Below are 15,170 nucleotides of genomic sequence, written 5' to 3' on the forward strand. Positions count from 1 at the left end.
GGGAGGAAACAGGTCAGTTGGTATAGACCGGGCCGACACCCAGGCCCCAGACAATCACGGTGAACGCCATGATCGCCACCAGCACCACCAGCCCAACCGCGAGCACCGAGCTGGAAAACAGAAAGCCTTCATCCGAAGGGATGTTCATGAACGTCGGCAAGCCGACATACAAAAGATAAACCGTGTAGCAGATGGCCGCCGTACCGACGATCATCCCCAGCCACATGTGCGGATACAGCGCCGCCAGACCGCCGACGAACAACGGTGTCGCCGTGTAAGTGGCGAATGCCACGCAGCGGGCCAGGCTTGGATTGGCGTCATAGGTGCGCGCCATCCAGTGCACGAAGGCGCCCATTACCGCGACCCCGCCGAGCATCGCCAGGTAGGACATGATGGTCATCCACAGAGCGCTTTCAAACGTGAGCATTACCGGCGCGCGGTTGCCGATCACCCAGCCGACCTGGGTCGTGCCGATGAACGCCGAAACAGCGGGGATCGCCGCTAGAATCAGCGTATGCGTCAGGTACATGTGGCTGATGCTTTCCTCTTGGTCGCCACGGATCTCCTTCCATTCCTGATCGGGGTGGGTAAACAGTCCCACTACGTGATGGATCATGCCATTCACTCCTCTTGTCATTGCCATCGCCCCCCAACGGAGCGCCTACGGGCCAAGATGGCCGAGCAAATACAGGTCTTCAGATGTGTGCGACCTTATGTCGCAGTATAGAAAGGACTCCAACGCACCGGTATGCCGGGCTTAGAGCAAATCGCGCTGTAAACATTGCAGGTAATCGCCTCGGGGTCTTGCGGGGAAGGCATTTTTGGGGTTGAAAAACTTTTGTGGCGAGGGGATTTATCCCCGTTCGGCTGCGCAGCAGTCGCCAAGCCATACACCGCGCAGTGTCAGGCAATACGAGTTCTCAGGATTTGGGGCTGCTTCGCAACCCAGCGGGGATAACTCCCCTCGCCACAGATGCTTCGCGCTACCAGGGTTTTTGCGTAAAATGCCGGCCTTTCGTCACACCTCACGGATTTCGCGTCATGGGCACTCTTACGGTCAACCAGAACAAACTGCAAAAGCGCCTGCGCCGCCTGGCCGGCGAAGCGGTCGCCGATTTCAACATGATCGAAGACGGCGACAAGGTCATGGTCTGCCTGTCCGGGGGCAAGGACAGCTACACCATGCTCGACGTGCTGATGCACCTGCAGAAGGTTGCACCGATCAAGTTCGACATCGTCGCGGTGAACATGGACCAGAAACAGCCGGGCTTTCCCGAGCACGTGCTGCCGGCCTATCTGAAAGAACTGGGCATCGAGTACCACATCGTCGAGAAGGACACTTACTCGGTGGTCAAGGAACTGGTGCCGGAAGGCAAGACCACCTGTTCGCTGTGCTCGCGCCTGCGCCGCGGCACCCTGTACACCTTTGCTGACGAAATCGGCGCGACGAAAATGGCCCTCGGTCATCACCGCGACGACATCGTCGAAACGTTCTTCCTCAACATGTTCTTCAACGGCACCCTGAAAGCGATGCCGCCGAAGCTGCGCGCCGACGATGGCCGCAACGTGGTGATTCGCCCGCTGGCTTACTGCAACGAGAAGGACATTCAGGCCTACTCGGACTTGAAGCAATTCCCGATCATCCCGTGCAACCTCTGCGGCTCGCAGGAAAACCTGCAGCGCCAGGTGGTCAAGGAAATGCTTCAGGACTGGGATCGCAAGACCCCGGGCCGTACCGAATCGATTTTCCGCAGCCTGCAGAACGTGGTGCCGTCGCAACTGGCCGACCGCAACCTGTTCGACTTCACCAGCCTGAAGATCGACGAAACCGCGGCTTCGCGTTTCGTCAATGTCGTCAATCTGTAAACACAACCTGTAGAAGTGAGCCCTGTGGCGAGGGGATTCATCCCCGCTGGGCTGCGCAGCAGACCCAGAGATTTTGGGGCCGCTTCGCGCCCCAACGGGGATGAATCCCCTCGCCACAGCCAGCTTCTGCATGGGTTATTCATTTCCAAACCTCAGGAGAGGGCATGCGCGATTACAAGTGGCTGCACGAATACTGTCTGAACCGTTTCGGTTCGGCGGCTGAACTGGAAGCCCATCTGCCCGTTCCCAAGACCCCCGCGCAACTGCGCAAGATCCGCGACGACCGCTACCTCTCGACCATGGCCCTGCGGGTTTTTCGCGCCGGGCTCAAGCACAGCCTGGTCGACGCCAAGTGGCCGGCGTTCGAAGAGGTGTTCTTCAAGTTCGATCCGGAAAAAGTCGTGCTGATGAGCGCCGAGCACCTTGAGCGGCTGATGCAGGACGCGCGGATCATCCGCCATCTGGGCAAGCTGAAAAGTGTGCCGCGCAATGCGCAGTTCATTCTCGATGTGGAAAAGGACAAGGGCAGCTTCGGCGCATTGATCGCCGACTGGCCGGTGACCGATATCGTCGGCCTGTGGACGTACCTGAAAAAGCACGGCCACCAACTTGGCGGGCTGTCGGCGCCACGCTTTTTGCGCATGGTCGGCAAGGACACGTTCGTGCCGAGCTACGACGTGGTTGCGGCGCTGAATGCGCAGAAGATCGTCGACAAAGTGCCGACCAGCCAGCGCGATCTGGCGACGGTGCAGAACGCGTTCAACCAATGGCACGAACAGAGCGGCGGACGGCCGATGAGCCAGATTTCGATGATGCTCGCCTATACCGTCAACCATTAAAACCGCGTCGCTGCATTCGCGAGCAGGCTCGCTCCCACCTCTGGAATGCATTCCCCTGTGGGAGCGAGCCTGCTCGCGAAAGCGGTTGGTCAGGCGACGCTGATCTCGCCTTCGCCAGCCAATTTGCGATTCAACTGATAGCGCCAGCGCACATACAGCAGCGCCGAGCAGAACACCGCCAGGCTCGCGGCCATTTCCAGCAGGCCGAACAACTGCCGGTTGGGGTCGTACGCCGCCAGGGCGCCTTTGATGAAGTACAGGTTCACCACAAAACACATCCACGAATGGCCACGGGCGCTGCCCATGATCATCGCCGGGGCGAGGACCAGCCACGGGATCAGCTCGACCAGCAGAATCACCCACGGCCGCGCGCCATGCAGGTCGGCGAACAGCAGGTAATAAACAGCGAGCAAGCCGGCGAGGGCGAAAAAGCTCAGCAGGCTGAGCACGCGCATCGCCTTCACCCGTGGCTCTAGCCAATCTATCGAGGGCAGGACTTTCGGCTTCTTCGCCATCAGCCCACCAGCTTCTGCGCGGTTTTCGCCAGACGCAGACCGAGTGCGCGACACAGCGCCACTTCGTGCTGATCAAGACCGTTCTTGCCGTCGGCACCGGCGTGATGGCTGGCCCCGTAAGGCGTGCCGCCACCTTCGGTTTCGAGCAGGGCCGATTCGCTGTAGGGCAGGCCGGTGATCAACATGCCGTGATGCAACAGCGGCAACATCATCGACAGCAGCGTGGTTTCCTGACCGCCGTGCAGGCTGGCGGTAGAGGTGAACACACCGGCCGGTTTGCCGACCAGCGCGCCGGTCAGCCAGAGGTTGCTGGTGCCGTCGAGGAAGTACTTGAGTGGCGCGGCCATGTTGCCGAAACGCGTCGGACTGCCCAAGGCGAGGCCGGCGCAGTTCTTCAGATCATCGAGGCTGGCGTAGAGCGCGCCTTCAGCGGGAATCTCCGCCGCCACCGCTTCGCACTCGGTGGAAATCGCCGGCACTGTGCGCAGACGCGCTTCCATTCCGGCCTGCTCGATGCCACGGGCGATTTGCCGGGCCATCTCGTTGGTCGAACCGTTGCGGCTGTAATAGAGAACCAGAATGTACGGCGTGCTCATGGCAACAACTCCAGCACGTTTTCCGGTGGGCGACCGATGACGGCTTTGTCGCCTGCTTCAAGAATCGGCCGCTCCATGAGTTTCGGGTGCGTGGCGATGGCGTCGATCAGCTGCTGCTCGCTGAGGCTGGCGTCGGCCAGGTTCAGGGTTTTGTATTCCTCTTCACCGCTGCGCAGCAGCTGTCGCGCGCTGATCCCGAGCTTGCCGAGCAGGGCCTTGATCTGCGCGGCGCTGAGCGGCGTTTCCAGGTAGCGCACGACGGTCGGATGCAAGCCGCGGGCTTCGAGCAGTTCCAGCGCGCCGCGGGATTTCGAGCAGCGCGGATTGTGATAAAGCGTCAGATCGGTCATGGCGGGTCGCTTCTGGCGTAAAGTGGCGGCTATTCTAACTGTGCGGCGCGCAATCCAGAACCGTCAGAGGCGATGGGTCGCAGGCGCTTTCGAATTTTCACAAGGAACACGACATGACACGGCGATTGGCAGCGGCATTGACGATAATCGGGGCGTTGATGCTGGGGGGCTGCGGTAATGATTACGGCATCGACCAGAACGGCCAGAAGGTAGCGTCCGAACGTCTGGACAAGCAGTGGGTGGTGCTCAATTACTGGGCCGAATGGTGTGGCCCATGCCGCACGGAAATTCCCGAGCTGAATCATTTGGCTGATGAGCTCAAGAGCAAGAACGTCGGGGTGTTCGGGGTCAATTTCGACAACGTGCAGGGCGCGGAGCTGAAAGAGGCGAGCGAGAAACTCGGCATCAAGTTCACCGTGCTGGCGCAGGATCCGGCCGAGCTGTTCGACCTGCCGCGCAGTGAGGCGCTGCCGGTGACGTTCATCATTGATGACAAGGGCAAGGTGCGTGAGCAGTTGCTGGGTGAGCAGACGGCGGCGGGGGTGATGGCGAAGCTGGAGGCGTTGCAGGCTACGAAGTAAACCGCCAGAAGCCCCTCACCCCAGCCCTCTCCCGGGGGAGAGGGGGCCGACCGAGGTGTCTTTCGTCGTACATCGACCTGAGACACCGAGTTGATTATGGTCCCGTCAGACAGGATCCAGTCGATTATGGATTCGGCGAAGAATTACCACGTCGACATAACTCTTCAATATCCCCCAATCAGTCCCCTCTCCCTCTGGGAGAGGGCTAGGGTGAGGGCCTTGGCGATCCAGGGCGGATCAACCCTCTTCCAGCCACCAGCGCAACGGTTTGCCTTGAGCCGGCCAGAAGCGTATCTGCTCGATGGGCGAAATGTCCCAGCGCTCGACTTTTTCCAGCGCCTGCAAGAACCGTTGTTCCTGCTCCATCAACGCCGGGGCGCAGAGCTTGCGGGTCTTGCCGATCTTGCCGAAAGTCAGCTTGTCGCCGTCCTGCGTGTACGGCGCGAACCAATGGTTGCAGCCGCCGTTGCCGTAGGCGCGGCCGTCATCGCCGAGGGTCACGGTCAGGTGGCTGTAATCCATCAATGGCCGCTCGCCGATCCATTCCAGAATGTAGCTGCGGTTGTGCTGCAGTTGCACCGGCTCTGCGGCGCAACCAGCCAGGCCGACACCGATCAGTGCGGTCAGGGCGAGGCGTTTCATCATGCAGGCTCCTGGCATTTCGGGCACAGGTGCTTGTCGCCGACGGCTTTCCAGCCCAGCTCGGCGATGCGCGCGGTGGCGGCAGGTTTCTCGGCGGTCTTGCCAAGTTTGGCATCCACGGCGAATTCGAAACTCAGCTCTTTCGCGCAGCTGTCGCAGTTGACCTGCCAGGTGTGAATGGCCAGTTCGCCAAACACCGGGCCTGTGGTCATTGCGGTCCATTGGCCTGGCGGATTGATCAAGTGGCGGACCGTGTCGACGGTCAGGCGCATGGACAAATCCTTGCTGCCTTTGAGGGTGACCAACAGGGCATCGCCGATGCGGATCGAGCCACCGTTACCGGTCACCTGATAGCGGCCCGGAACGAGGGCGCGGCATTCGGTGAGGGTGTGTTGCGGGTTCATCAGGGTGTAGCGGAAATCGTGTTCGACCATGGGTCCTCCAAATATGCGCGACATGCTAGCACGGGCTCGATTGCAGAATGATGCACGCGTGCGACCTTCGATCCGGTTCAAATGCGGCGACAGTCATGGCAAACTGCCGGCCCCCGAATCTGAAGGAACGGAACATGGCGCTGATCGAATGTTATGAATGCAAGCGGAGCATCAGTTCCGAAGCGCTGGTGTGCATTCACTGCGGCGCGCCGATGGCCGAACACGCCGCCATGCAGGCGCAGTCGACGGCGGCACCGGTGCAAGCCTCGACGATTTCCTTCGGCAGCCTGCCACGCAACAACGCAGTGCCCGAGGCGGTTGCGCCGCCAGTGTCCGAGCCTTTACCCAAAGTGATGCCGGCAGCAGCAGGGCGTCGCCGTCGTCAGCAGGCCGCAGAACAGGCCCGCGAGGAGCAGCAACCGCTCAACGCCGATGGCAGCCGCCCGGTGGAGGGCTGGCTGAAAATCATGGTGTTTCTGCTACCGGCGTTTTTCGTCTGGTTCCTGCTGCGCAACGGCCATTCGAGCAAGCAGCGCCTGCTCGGGTTCGGCTGGCTGGGCTTGCTGATCCTGGCGTCTTCGCTGTCCAAGTAAAACCGTTCAACCCTCGACCTGGTTCTGCGGCGCACCTGCCGCCCAGGTCGCGATGTTGTGCAGGGTGGTCGCGGCAATCGCGCCCAATGCTTCGCGGGTCAGAAACGCCTGATGCGCGGTGATGATCACGTTGGGAAACGTCAGCAGACGCGCCAGCACATCGTCCTGCAACGGCAGGTCGGAGCGATCCTCGAAAAACAGCTGCGCCTCTTCCTCGTAAACATCCAGCCCCAGATACCCGAGTTGACCGTCCTTGAGCGCGTCGATCAGCGCCGGCGTGTCCACCAGCCCGCCACGCCCGGTGTTGATCAGCATCGCCCCCGCCTGCATGTGCGCCAGTGAGTCGCGATTGATCAGGTGCTTGCTCTGCTCGTTGAGCGGGCAATGCAGGCTGATGATCCGTGATTGCGCGAGCAACTCCGGCAGGCTCAGATAACGTGCGCCCAAGGCCAGCACCTCGGGATTGGGATACGGATCGTAGGCCAGCAATTCACAGCCGAAGCCGTGCATGATTTTCGCGAACGTTGCACCGATCTGTCCGGTGCCGACGATGCCGACGGTCTTGCCGACCAGATCGAAACCGGTCAGGCCATGCAGGCTGAAATCGCCTTCGCGGGTGCGGTTGTAGGCACGGTGCAAGCGACGATTGAGGGCGAGGATCAGCGCCACCGCATGTTCGGCCACGGCGTGCGGCGAGTAGGCCGGCACACGCACGACGGCCAGGCCAAGGCGTTTCGCCGCCGGCAGGTCGACATGGTTGTAACCGGCCGAACGCAGGGCAATCAGCCGCGTACCGCCAGCAGCGAGGCGTTCGAGCACCGGGGCGCTGAGGTCGTCATTGATGAACGCGCAGACCACCTCGTGCTGCTCGGCCAACGCCGCCGTATCGAGGCTCAGTCGCGCCGCTTGAAAATGCAATTCGAGCCCGGCCGGGCAGTCGGCGCCGAGAAAGCTGTCGCGATCGTAGGTCTGACTGCTGAAAAAGATTGTGCGCATGAATCCTCCTGGAACATCGACGCGGGCCGCAATGGCCCGCGACAACTGTAGCGCTTTGCGCGTGCAGCGCCTTGCCGTGGATCAGGCGCTGATGCGCGCCTGCGCCGCGAGTCGATTGATCGAGCGCTCCAGTTCATCCAGCGCGGCGGCGGCTTTCGGATCGTCCTGCTTGAGCAGGGTTTCGCTGCGCTGGCAGGCGGCGCGCAGTTGTGGCACGCCGCAATAACGGGTGGCGCCATGCAAACGGTGCACGCGTTCGAGCAGGGCATTCTGGTCGTGGCTGTCACGGGCGGCGCGAATCGCTTCGCGGTCGGCTTCCAGCGAGGCCAGCAGCATGGCGAGCATGTCTGCCGCCAGATCCGCTTTGCCCGCCGCCAGGCGCAAGCCTTCTTCGTGATCGAGCACCGGCAGTTCCTGCTGACTCGCCGCGCTGTCGCCGTTGCGCTCCGGCGCCTGATTGCGCAGGGCCAGCCCGGTCCACTTCAACACCACCTGCGCCAGTTGCCGCTCGCTGATCGGTTTGGTCAGATAGTCGTCCATGCCGCTTTGCAGCAGCGCGCGTTTTTCGTTGGCCATGGCGTGGGCAGTGAGGGCGACGATCGGCAGCGGTGTGCAATGCCGCTCGCTTTCCCACTGGCGAATGGTTTCAGTGGTCTGGCGGCCGTCCATGCCCGGCATCTGCACGTCCATCAGCACCAGGTCGAACGATTCGCTCTGCACGGCTTTGACGGCCGCGTAACCGCTTTCGACCGCGAGCACTCGAGCGCCCATGTCTTCGAGCAGGGTCTGCACCAGCAACAGATTGGCCGGGTTGTCGTCGACACACAGGACGCGCGGCGCACGGCTGGACAGCGGCTCGCCCGGTTCGCTGCGGGTCTGGCGCGGATTGACCAGATCGGACAACGCCCGGCGCAGCTTGCGCGTACACGCCGGTTTGGCTTGCAGCTGGCTGTGCGGGTTGGGCACCGACAGATGAAACAGCGTCTGTTCGGTGGTCGGGCACAGCACCAAAACTTTGCAGCCCAGGTGTTCGAGGTCCCAGATGTGCTGGTTCAAGCGTTCCGGGAGCATGTCGTTGCTGGTGATGCCGATCACCGCCAGATCGATCGCCTGATCGGTCTGATGCGCGCCGGTAACGCCATTGCTCAGGCTCTCCAAAGTATTGAACGGCGTAACTTGCAGTCCGCAGTCTTCCAGCTGATGTTGCAAGGCCTGACGCGCCAGTTCGTGATTTTCCAGTACCGCCACGCGGCGTCCGAGTAATGGCGCAGCGGGCAGGTCTTCGGCGTCGTCGCGAGTCTTGGGCAGGCTCAGGCTGATCCAGAATTCCGAACCTTCGCCCGGCGTGCTGTCGACGCCGATCTCGCCGCCCATCTGCTCGATCAGGCGCTTGGAAATCACCAGCCCCAGGCCGGTGCCGCCGGGTTGGCGCGACAGCGAATTGTCGGCCTGACTGAAAGCCTGAAACAGCGCGCGCACATCCTGATTCGACAGGCCGATGCCGGTGTCCTGAATGCTGATGCGCAGTTGCACGCTGTCTTCGTGTTCGTCTTCGAGCATCGCCCGGGCGACGATGGTGCCTTCGCGGGTGAACTTGATCGCGTTGCTGACCAGATTGGTGAGGATCTGCTTCAGGCGCAGCGGATCGCCGACCAGCGACAGCGGCGTGTCGCGATAGACCAGACTGACCAGCTCGAGCTGCTTGGCGTGCGCGGCCGGGGCGAGAATGGTCAGGGTGTCTTGCAGCAGGTCGCGCAGGTTGAACGGAATGTGATCGAGCACCAGTTTGCCGGCCTCGATCTTCGAGAAGTCGAGAATCTCGTTGATGATTCCCAACAGGCTGTCGGCAGACTTTTCGATGGTGCCCAGATAGTCGAGCTGGCGCGGGGTCAGTTCGCTTTTCTGCAACAGGTGAGTGAAGCCGAGAATGCCGTTCAGCGGCGTGCGGATCTCGTGGCTCATGTTGGCGAGGAATTCGGATTTGATCCGGCTGGCTTCCAGCGCTTCTTTGCGTGCCAGGTCCAGTTCGATGTTCTGGATCTCGATGGTTTCCAGATTCTGCCGCACGTCTTCGGTGGCCTGATCGACGCTGTGCTGCAATTCTTCGCGAGCGTTCTGCAGGGTGCCGGCCATGCGGTTGATACCCGAGGCCAGTTCGTCCAGCTCCTGGCTGCCGAGGGGCGGCAAGCGGGTTTCCAGATGACCGTCCTTGAGCTGCGCAACTGCTTGTTTGATCTGGCTCAGCGGACGGTTGATGGTGCGGCCCATGCGCAACGCGAGGAGGGCGGCGCCGGCAAGTCCGGCGGCGATCAGCAGCAGGCTGGCGAACAGGCTGCGATAGCCGCGCAGCAACATGCCGTTGTGCGAGAGCTCCAGCTCGACCCAGCCGAGCAGGCGTTCGGATTCTTCGGGAATGATTTCACCGGCGAGGTTGCGGTGCTTGCCGAACACCGGCATCAGGTAGCGCGTCGCGTCATTGCCGCTGCGTCGTTGCAACAGCGCGCTGTCGCCGCTCGGGGCCTGATTGAGCATGGTCGGGCCGGCGTGGGCCAGTGGCGAGCGGTCCGCCGCGAGGAAGGTCACCGCACGCACGTCGGGTTGTTCAAGGGACTGGGTGGCGATGCGTTCAAGCAGATCGGCGTCGCCGTGACCCATCGCCGGCGCCACCAGCGGCGCCAGTTGCTCGGCGATCATTTCGCCGCGCTGCATCAATTGGCTGTGCAGGTCGGTCTGCTGCGTCCAGGTGAAATAGCCACCCAGCACCAGCGCCATCAGGCTGGTCGGCAACAAGGTCAGCAACAGCACGCGACCTTTGATTCCCAGTTTCTTGAGCACGCCTATCTCCCGCATCCCGCTGATCTGTTGACACATGCGTGCATCCGGCACGCGACATGGGCGCAGTGTAGCGATTTGCAGGCGGGCAATCTTGCGGAAAATGCAGCGCCGCCGACGCACTCGTTCGTCCGACAGGCCAAGCTTGTGTTGCCCGCTGTCGGACAATCTTGAATAATCCGCCAACTGAGAATTACTTGCAGATACTCATGACTCCTGTTTCCGTTGGCCAGCCACGCATCCTTTCCATTGAAGACGATCCGGTCCTCGGCGCGTATGTGCACGAGCATCTGGGCCGCAGCGGTTTTCAGGTGACCTGGTGCCAGAACGGCCAGGAAGGTCTGAACATCGCCCAGCGTCAGCCTTTCGACGTGGTGCTGATGGATATTCTGCTGCCGGGGCTCGATGGTCTGCAGTTGTTGACGCAATTGCGGCAGAGCCATTCGACGCCGGTGCTGCTGATGTCGGCGCTGGGTGCCGAGGCCGATCGCATCAGCGGTTTCCGCCTCGGTGCCGATGACTATCTGCCCAAGCCGTTCAGCATGGCCGAGTTGCATGTGCGCATCGAAGCGATCCTGCGCCGGGTGGCGCTGGATCGGCGCCCGCCTGCGGTTACCGCTGCGGTGGTCAGCGGCACCCTGCGTTTCGATGACGAACACTGCGACGTGTTCTTCGGCGAGCAAGCGGCCGGGTTGACCCGCAGCGAATTCCGTCTGCTGGAAACCCTGCACCGCAACAACGAGGAGGTGCTGAGCAAAGCCTTCCTTTATCAGCATGTCCTGCAACGCGGCTTTGCGGCGCACGACCGCAGCCTCGACATGCACATCAGCCAGATCCGCCGCAAACTCAAAGCCATCGGTTACACCGAGCGCGAAGTGCGCACGGTGTGGGGCAAGGGCTATGTCTTGAGCGGCGCCGATGAAACTGTCTGAACTGCCGGGGCGGCATTCGCTGTTCTGGAAACTGGCGTGCCTGCTGGTGGCGTTCTGTCTGCTGATGATCTGGCTGAGCTGGTCGTGGGGCCGCTACATGGAGGAGCGCAATCAGTTCCTCTCCAGTGACGCCCGCAGCACCCTCAGCCGTTATGCCGCGCAAGCCGAACAGGCGTGGCAGCGCGGCGGGCGCAATGGCGTCGATGACTGGTTGCAGAGCATGGAATTGCGCGAGGCCAGTTGGGTCGGGGTGATCGGCGCTGATTTGCAGTCGCTGAGCAATCAGCCGTTGAACGCCGCGGAGGTGCAGCACCTGACCTTCCTGCGCGGCCTCGACTGGCCGATCCACAAGAAGGGCCGACCTTGGCTGCGGGTGCCGTTCCCGCAGGATCCGGCCGCCGGCATTCTGGTCATCGAGTTGCCCGAGCGCTTTGTTCCGGGCAAGTACCGGGTGTTCTGGCGGGTGATCACCAACGGCGTGATTCCCGGGCTGTTCACCCTGTTGCTCTGTGTCGGCCTGTATCGCCTGCTGGTGGTGCCGCTGAACAACCTGCGCGAACAGGCCAACGCCTGGCGCGCCGACCAGTTGAATGTGCGCCTGTCGAGCGGCATCACCCAGCGCCCGGATGAACTCGGTGAGCTGGCGCGGGCCTTCGATTCCATGTCCGAGCGCCTGCAAACCACGGTCGCCTTGCAGCAGCAGTTATTGCGCGACTTGTCCCACGAACTGCGCACGCCGCTGAGCCGTCTGCGTGTGGCCAGCGAAAGCGAACAAGGTCTGCCGCAGCTACGCGAGCGCATCGGCCGCGAGGTCGACGGCATGCAGCGGCTGGTCGAAGACACCCTGCAACTGGCCTGGCTCGACACCGACCGCTCGCCGTTACCAAATGAAGCGATCCAGATTCAGGCGCTGTGGGAAATGCTCACCGACAACGCCTGTTATGAAAGCGGCTGGCCGAGCCTGCAATTGCAATGCTCGGTCGAAGCTTCGTGTTGGGTGCGCGGCAACCTCAATACCCTCGCGCAAGCGCTGGAAAACATCCTGCGCAACGCCATTCGTCACTCGCCCGAGGGCGGCATCGTGCGGCTCGATGCACGGCGCGATGGCGAGTATTGGCATTTGTGGCTTGAGGATCAGGGCGGCGGCGTGGCTGACGAAGATCTGCAGCGGATCTTTTCGCCGTTCATTCGATTGGACGGATCGAGACCCGGGGATGGTGGCTTTGGCCTGGGCTTGAGCATTGCGCGTAATGCGGTGCAGCGCCAGGGCGGGTTGCTCTGGGCGCAAAACACCGGGGCGGGGCTGCGGTTGAATTTGCGCTTGCTGGCGGATGATGGCGTCGCCCATGCGGACGCCTTCGCGAGCAGGCTCGCTCCCACAATGGCTGTGCATTCACCGCAGATCGCATAAGCAAAATTCATCCCCTGTGGGAGCGAGCCTGCTCGCGAATTCAAGCATCACCACAAGAACTGAGTGTTACTCAAATAAAAGTCGCACCACTGGCGCGACTTTTATTTGCTTATTCCCATAAACCATAAGCACCGCACTTTGCGTGATATGGCCTGCGCGGGTTTGCCGGTATGATAGGCGCCCCCGCACGTCTGGATTGCGAATACGCCATGACCCTGCAGTACCCAACCATCGCCGATTGCGTCGGCAACACGCCGCTGGTGCGTTTGCAGCGCCTGCCCGGCGCCACCAGCAACACCCTTTTGCTCAAGCTCGAAGGGAACAACCCGGCGGGTTCGGTCAAGGACCGCCCGGCGTTGTCGATGATCACTCGCGCCGAGTTGCGCGGGCAGATCAATCCCGGCGATACGCTGATCGAGGCGACCTCTGGCAATACCGGTATCGCTCTGGCGATGGCCGCTGCGATCAAGGGTTACAAGATGATCCTGATCATGCCGGACAACTCCAGCGCCGAGCGCAAAGCGGCGATGACCGCGTATGGCGCCGAGCTGATTCTGGTGACTCAGGAAGAGGGCATGGAAGGCGCCCGCGATCTGGCCCAGCGTATGGAAGCCGAAGGCCGTGGCAAGGTGCTCGACCAGTTCGCCAATGGCGACAACCCGGAAGCGCACTACACCACCACCGGTCCGGAAATCTGGCGTCAGACCCAGGGCAGCATCACCCATTTCGTCAGTTCGATGGGCACCACCGGCACCATCATGGGCGTGTCGCGCTACCTCAAAGAACAGAGCGACAGCGTACAGATCGTCGGCCTGCAACCGATGGAAGGCTCGGCCATTCCCGGCATCCGCCGCTGGCCGCAGGAATACCTGCCGAAGATTTACCAGGCTGACCGCGTCGATCGCATCGTCGATATGGCGCAAAGCGAAGCCGAAGACGTGACCCGTCGTCTGGCCCGCGAAGAAGGCATCTTCTGCGGCGTGTCCTCGGGCGGTGCGGTGGCAGCGATGCTGCGCCTGTCCAGAGAAGTTGAAAACGCGGTGATCGTCGCGATCATCTGCGACCGTGGCGACCGTTATCTGTCGACCGGCATTTTCGACGCGCCGAACTGATGGCCAAGCACGAACGAGGCCTGCGCTTCCAGCCCACCGGCGGGAGCAAGGCGCCACAGATCCCGACCGGCAAAAAGCAGCGCTTGAACATCGAGCGCCTGGCCAATGACGGTCGCGGTATCGCGTTTTTCGAAGGCAAAACCTGGTTCGTCCTCGGCGCCCTTGCCGGTGAAGAGGTCGAAGCACGGGTGCTCGGCGCCCACGGCAAAGTGGTCGAGGCGCGTACCGAGCGCGTGTTCACGGCCAGCGAAGTGCGGCGCCCGGCAGCATGCCCACACTTCGGCCGCTGTGGCGGTTGCAGCGTTCAGCACTTGCCCCACGACGAACAGCTCGCCCTGAAACAGCGCATGCTCGCCGAGCAATTGTCGCGGGTGGCCGGTGTCGGACCTGAAGAGTGGGCGGCGCCGCTGACCGGCCCGGAATTCGGCTACCGTCGGCGCGCGCGCATCGCCGTGCGCTGGGACATGAAGGCAAAAAACTCGAAGTGGGTTTCCGCGCTGCCGGCAGTCAGGACATCGTCGCGATCAGCGAATGCCCGGTGCTGGTACAGCCCTTGCAACCGATCATGACCCGCTTGCCAGAGATGCTGCGGCGCTTGAGCAAACCGCAGGCGCTGGGCCATGTCGAGTTGTTCAGCGGCTCATCTCTGGCGCTATTGCTGCGGCACATGGCGCCGTTGTCCGAAGCGGATCTGACCATTCTCAAGGATTTCTGCCAGTTCCATGAAGCGCAGTTGTGGCTGCATGGCGAAGGTGAACCGCAACCGGTCGAAGCCGGTCAGAGCCTCGGCTATCGCCTGGAACAGTGGGATCTCGAGCTGGCGTACCGGCCGGGTGACTTCGTTCAGGTCAACGCCGGGGTCAACGAAGCGATGATCGCTCAGGCGCTGGAGTGGCTGCAGCCGAAGGCTGACGAGCGCGTGCTCGACCTGTTTTGCGGTCTGGGCAATTTTGCTCTGCCGCTGGCCAAGAGCGTCCGTGAAGTGGTGGCGGTGGAGGGTGTGCAGACCATGGTCGAGCGTGCCGCTGCAAATGCCATCAGTAACAATTTGCATAACACAAAGTTTTTTCAAGCCGATTTATCCCAGCCTTTGACCGATGCCCAGTGGATCGGAAACGGCTTTTCTGCGGTACTCTTGGACCCACCGCGTGATGGTGCTTTCGAGGTGGTGCGCAAGCTCGCGACCCTGGGTGCCAAACGGTTGGTATATGTGTCGTGCAATCCGGCCACGCTGGCGCGCGACACGCAGGAATTGATCAAGCAGGGCTACCGGTTAAAACGTGCCGGGATTCTCGATATGTTTCCTCAGACGGCACATGTCGAGGCCATGGCGTTATTTGAAGCGAGCCAGGACGGCTCGTCTGAATCCGTCTGATCTGTCCGCGCAGCGCTCGCCTGAGCCCCGCGAGCGCGAACGGACACTGAGGATCAGCGATTTGACGCATTGAATCTGCGTCGTAGGGAAGGTAAA

15 protein-coding genes and 1 pseudogene are annotated in these 15,170 nt (G+C 62.0%); 8 read left to right on the forward strand and 8 right to left on the reverse strand.

Features of this window, described 5'->3' with window-relative positions; translation table 11 throughout:
- Positions 1-13: 13 nt before the first annotated feature.
- A complete protein-coding gene (locus tag ACZZ0K_RS04430; RefSeq protein ID WP_016773629.1) occupies positions 14-616 on the reverse strand; it encodes a Yip1 family protein in 603 nt (200 codons plus the stop codon).
- 425 nt (positions 617-1,041) lie between these two features.
- Here ACZZ0K_RS04430 and ttcA point away from each other — a divergent pair, with 425 nt between their 5' ends.
- Together ttcA and ACZZ0K_RS04440 are read left to right on the forward strand one after the other, a co-directional pair.
- Positions 1,042-1,866, forward strand: a complete 825-nt coding sequence (gene ttcA / locus ACZZ0K_RS04435; RefSeq protein ID WP_024013975.1) for a tRNA 2-thiocytidine(32) synthetase TtcA — start codon at positions 1,042-1,044, stop codon at positions 1,864-1,866.
- A gap of 164 nt (positions 1,867-2,030) precedes the next feature.
- The gene (locus ACZZ0K_RS04440) at positions 2,031-2,705 is read left to right on the forward strand and encodes a DNA-3-methyladenine glycosylase I (RefSeq protein ID WP_016773632.1); all 675 of its coding nucleotides are present in this window, start codon (positions 2,031-2,033) and stop codon (positions 2,703-2,705) included.
- An 89-nt stretch (positions 2,706-2,794) separates the two neighbouring features.
- Here ACZZ0K_RS04440 and ACZZ0K_RS04445 read toward each other — a convergent pair whose 3' ends face one another.
- Genes ACZZ0K_RS04445 through arsC form a run of 3 tightly spaced genes read right to left on the reverse strand, consistent with a single transcriptional unit; the run spans position 2,795 to position 4,166 of the window.
- Positions 2,795-3,220: a DUF2069 domain-containing protein gene (locus tag ACZZ0K_RS04445; RefSeq protein WP_258707080.1), complete on the reverse strand. Its 426-nt coding sequence runs from the start codon at positions 3,218-3,220 to the stop codon at positions 2,795-2,797.
- On the reverse strand, positions 3,220-3,816 hold the full coding sequence (gene wrbA / locus ACZZ0K_RS04450; RefSeq protein WP_041479575.1) for an NAD(P)H:quinone oxidoreductase: 597 nt from the start codon (positions 3,814-3,816) through the stop codon (positions 3,220-3,222). The genes ACZZ0K_RS04445 and wrbA overlap by 1 nt, the downstream gene beginning before the upstream one ends.
- Positions 3,813-4,166, reverse strand: a complete 354-nt coding sequence (gene arsC, locus ACZZ0K_RS04455; protein WP_258707079.1) for an arsenate reductase (glutaredoxin) — start codon at positions 4,164-4,166, stop codon at positions 3,813-3,815. The genes wrbA and arsC overlap by 4 nt, the downstream gene beginning before the upstream one ends.
- A gap of 113 nt (positions 4,167-4,279) precedes the next feature.
- Here arsC and ACZZ0K_RS04460 point away from each other — a divergent pair, with 113 nt between their 5' ends.
- Positions 4,280-4,747 (forward strand): TlpA disulfide reductase family protein, encoded by a 468-nt coding sequence (locus ACZZ0K_RS04460; RefSeq protein WP_056788124.1) that lies wholly within the window; start codon positions 4,280-4,282, stop codon positions 4,745-4,747.
- A 237-nt stretch (positions 4,748-4,984) separates the two neighbouring features.
- Here ACZZ0K_RS04460 and ACZZ0K_RS04465 read toward each other — a convergent pair whose 3' ends face one another.
- Both ACZZ0K_RS04465 and ACZZ0K_RS04470 read right to left on the reverse strand, forming a co-directional pair.
- Positions 4,985-5,389, reverse strand: a complete 405-nt coding sequence (locus ACZZ0K_RS04465) for an META domain-containing protein (RefSeq protein ID WP_217851866.1) — start codon at positions 5,387-5,389, stop codon at positions 4,985-4,987.
- Positions 5,389-5,823: a hypothetical protein gene (locus ACZZ0K_RS04470; protein ID WP_039757838.1), complete on the reverse strand. Its 435-nt coding sequence runs from the start codon at positions 5,821-5,823 to the stop codon at positions 5,389-5,391. The genes ACZZ0K_RS04465 and ACZZ0K_RS04470 overlap by 1 nt, the downstream gene beginning before the upstream one ends.
- Positions 5,824-5,957: 134 nt before the next feature.
- On the opposite strand from ACZZ0K_RS04470, the gene ACZZ0K_RS04475 reads away from it, so the two are divergent.
- Positions 5,958-6,416, forward strand: coding sequence for a hypothetical protein (locus tag ACZZ0K_RS04475; RefSeq protein WP_110646685.1), 459 nt, complete (start codon positions 5,958-5,960; stop codon positions 6,414-6,416).
- A 6-nt stretch (positions 6,417-6,422) separates the two neighbouring features.
- Here the strand turns inward: ACZZ0K_RS04475 and ACZZ0K_RS04480 are convergent, their stop codons facing one another.
- Both ACZZ0K_RS04480 and ACZZ0K_RS04485 read right to left on the reverse strand, forming a co-directional pair.
- On the reverse strand, positions 6,423-7,412 hold the full coding sequence (locus ACZZ0K_RS04480; RefSeq protein ID WP_150637580.1) for a 2-hydroxyacid dehydrogenase: 990 nt from the start codon (positions 7,410-7,412) through the stop codon (positions 6,423-6,425).
- Positions 7,413-7,493: 81 nt separating this feature from the next.
- Positions 7,494-10,247: a response regulator gene (locus tag ACZZ0K_RS04485; RefSeq protein WP_056788622.1), complete on the reverse strand. Its 2,754-nt coding sequence runs from the start codon at positions 10,245-10,247 to the stop codon at positions 7,494-7,496.
- A gap of 206 nt (positions 10,248-10,453) precedes the next feature.
- On the opposite strand from ACZZ0K_RS04485, the gene ACZZ0K_RS04490 reads away from it, so the two are divergent.
- The 4 genes and pseudogenes from ACZZ0K_RS04490 to rlmD all read left to right on the forward strand — a co-directional run bounded on the left by ACZZ0K_RS04490 (position 10,454) and on the right by rlmD (position 15,074).
- Positions 10,454-11,176 carry a response regulator transcription factor gene (locus ACZZ0K_RS04490; protein ID WP_056788132.1) on the forward strand — a complete coding sequence of 241 codons (723 nt, stop codon included), beginning with the start codon at positions 10,454-10,456 and terminating at the stop codon, positions 11,174-11,176.
- A complete protein-coding gene (locus ACZZ0K_RS04495; RefSeq protein ID WP_252876740.1) occupies positions 11,163-12,587 on the forward strand; it encodes a sensor histidine kinase in 1,425 nt (474 codons plus the stop codon). The genes ACZZ0K_RS04490 and ACZZ0K_RS04495 overlap by 14 nt, the downstream gene beginning before the upstream one ends.
- Before the next feature lie 209 nt (positions 12,588-12,796).
- Positions 12,797-13,699, forward strand: a complete 903-nt coding sequence (gene cysM / locus ACZZ0K_RS04500) for a cysteine synthase CysM (protein ID WP_041479583.1) — start codon at positions 12,797-12,799, stop codon at positions 13,697-13,699.
- Positions 13,699-15,074 (forward strand): annotated as a pseudogene (gene rlmD / locus ACZZ0K_RS04505) (23S rRNA (uracil(1939)-C(5))-methyltransferase RlmD). The gene cysM and the pseudogene rlmD overlap by 1 nt, the downstream one beginning before the upstream one ends.
- The last annotated feature ends 96 nt before the right edge of the window (positions 15,075-15,170 follow it).

Source organism: Pseudomonas sp. AC255 (assembly GCF_979258175.1).

Excerpts from the sequence above, each read along its gene's own strand:
- ACZZ0K_RS04465 (WP_217851866.1), bottom strand. The coding sequence starts at position 5,389 with ATGAAACGCCTCGCCCTGACCGCACTGATCGGTGTCGGCCTGGCTGGT.
- ACZZ0K_RS04490 (WP_056788132.1), top strand. The coding sequence starts at position 10,454 with ATGACTCCTGTTTCCGTTGGCCAGCCACGCATCCTTTCCATTGAAGAC.
- ACZZ0K_RS04470 (WP_039757838.1), bottom strand. The coding sequence starts at position 5,823 with ATGGTCGAACACGATTTCCGCTACACCCTGATGAACCCGCAACACACC.
- ACZZ0K_RS04495 (WP_252876740.1), top strand. The coding sequence starts at position 11,163 with ATGAAACTGTCTGAACTGCCGGGGCGGCATTCGCTGTTCTGGAAACTG.
- arsC (WP_258707079.1), bottom strand. The coding sequence starts at position 4,166 with ATGACCGATCTGACGCTTTATCACAATCCGCGCTGCTCGAAATCCCGC.
- ACZZ0K_RS04445 (WP_258707080.1), bottom strand. The coding sequence starts at position 3,220 with ATGGCGAAGAAGCCGAAAGTCCTGCCCTCGATAGATTGGCTAGAGCCA.
- ACZZ0K_RS04440 (WP_016773632.1), top strand. The coding sequence starts at position 2,031 with ATGCGCGATTACAAGTGGCTGCACGAATACTGTCTGAACCGTTTCGGT.
- cysM (WP_041479583.1), top strand. The coding sequence starts at position 12,797 with ATGACCCTGCAGTACCCAACCATCGCCGATTGCGTCGGCAACACGCCG.
- wrbA (WP_041479575.1), bottom strand. The coding sequence starts at position 3,816 with ATGAGCACGCCGTACATTCTGGTTCTCTATTACAGCCGCAACGGTTCG.
- ACZZ0K_RS04460 (WP_056788124.1), top strand. The coding sequence starts at position 4,280 with ATGACACGGCGATTGGCAGCGGCATTGACGATAATCGGGGCGTTGATG.
- ttcA (WP_024013975.1), top strand. The coding sequence starts at position 1,042 with ATGGGCACTCTTACGGTCAACCAGAACAAACTGCAAAAGCGCCTGCGC.
- ACZZ0K_RS04480 (WP_150637580.1), bottom strand. The coding sequence starts at position 7,412 with ATGCGCACAATCTTTTTCAGCAGTCAGACCTACGATCGCGACAGCTTT.
- ACZZ0K_RS04475 (WP_110646685.1), top strand. The coding sequence starts at position 5,958 with ATGGCGCTGATCGAATGTTATGAATGCAAGCGGAGCATCAGTTCCGAA.
- ACZZ0K_RS04430 (WP_016773629.1), bottom strand. The coding sequence starts at position 616 with ATGATCCATCACGTAGTGGGACTGTTTACCCACCCCGATCAGGAATGG.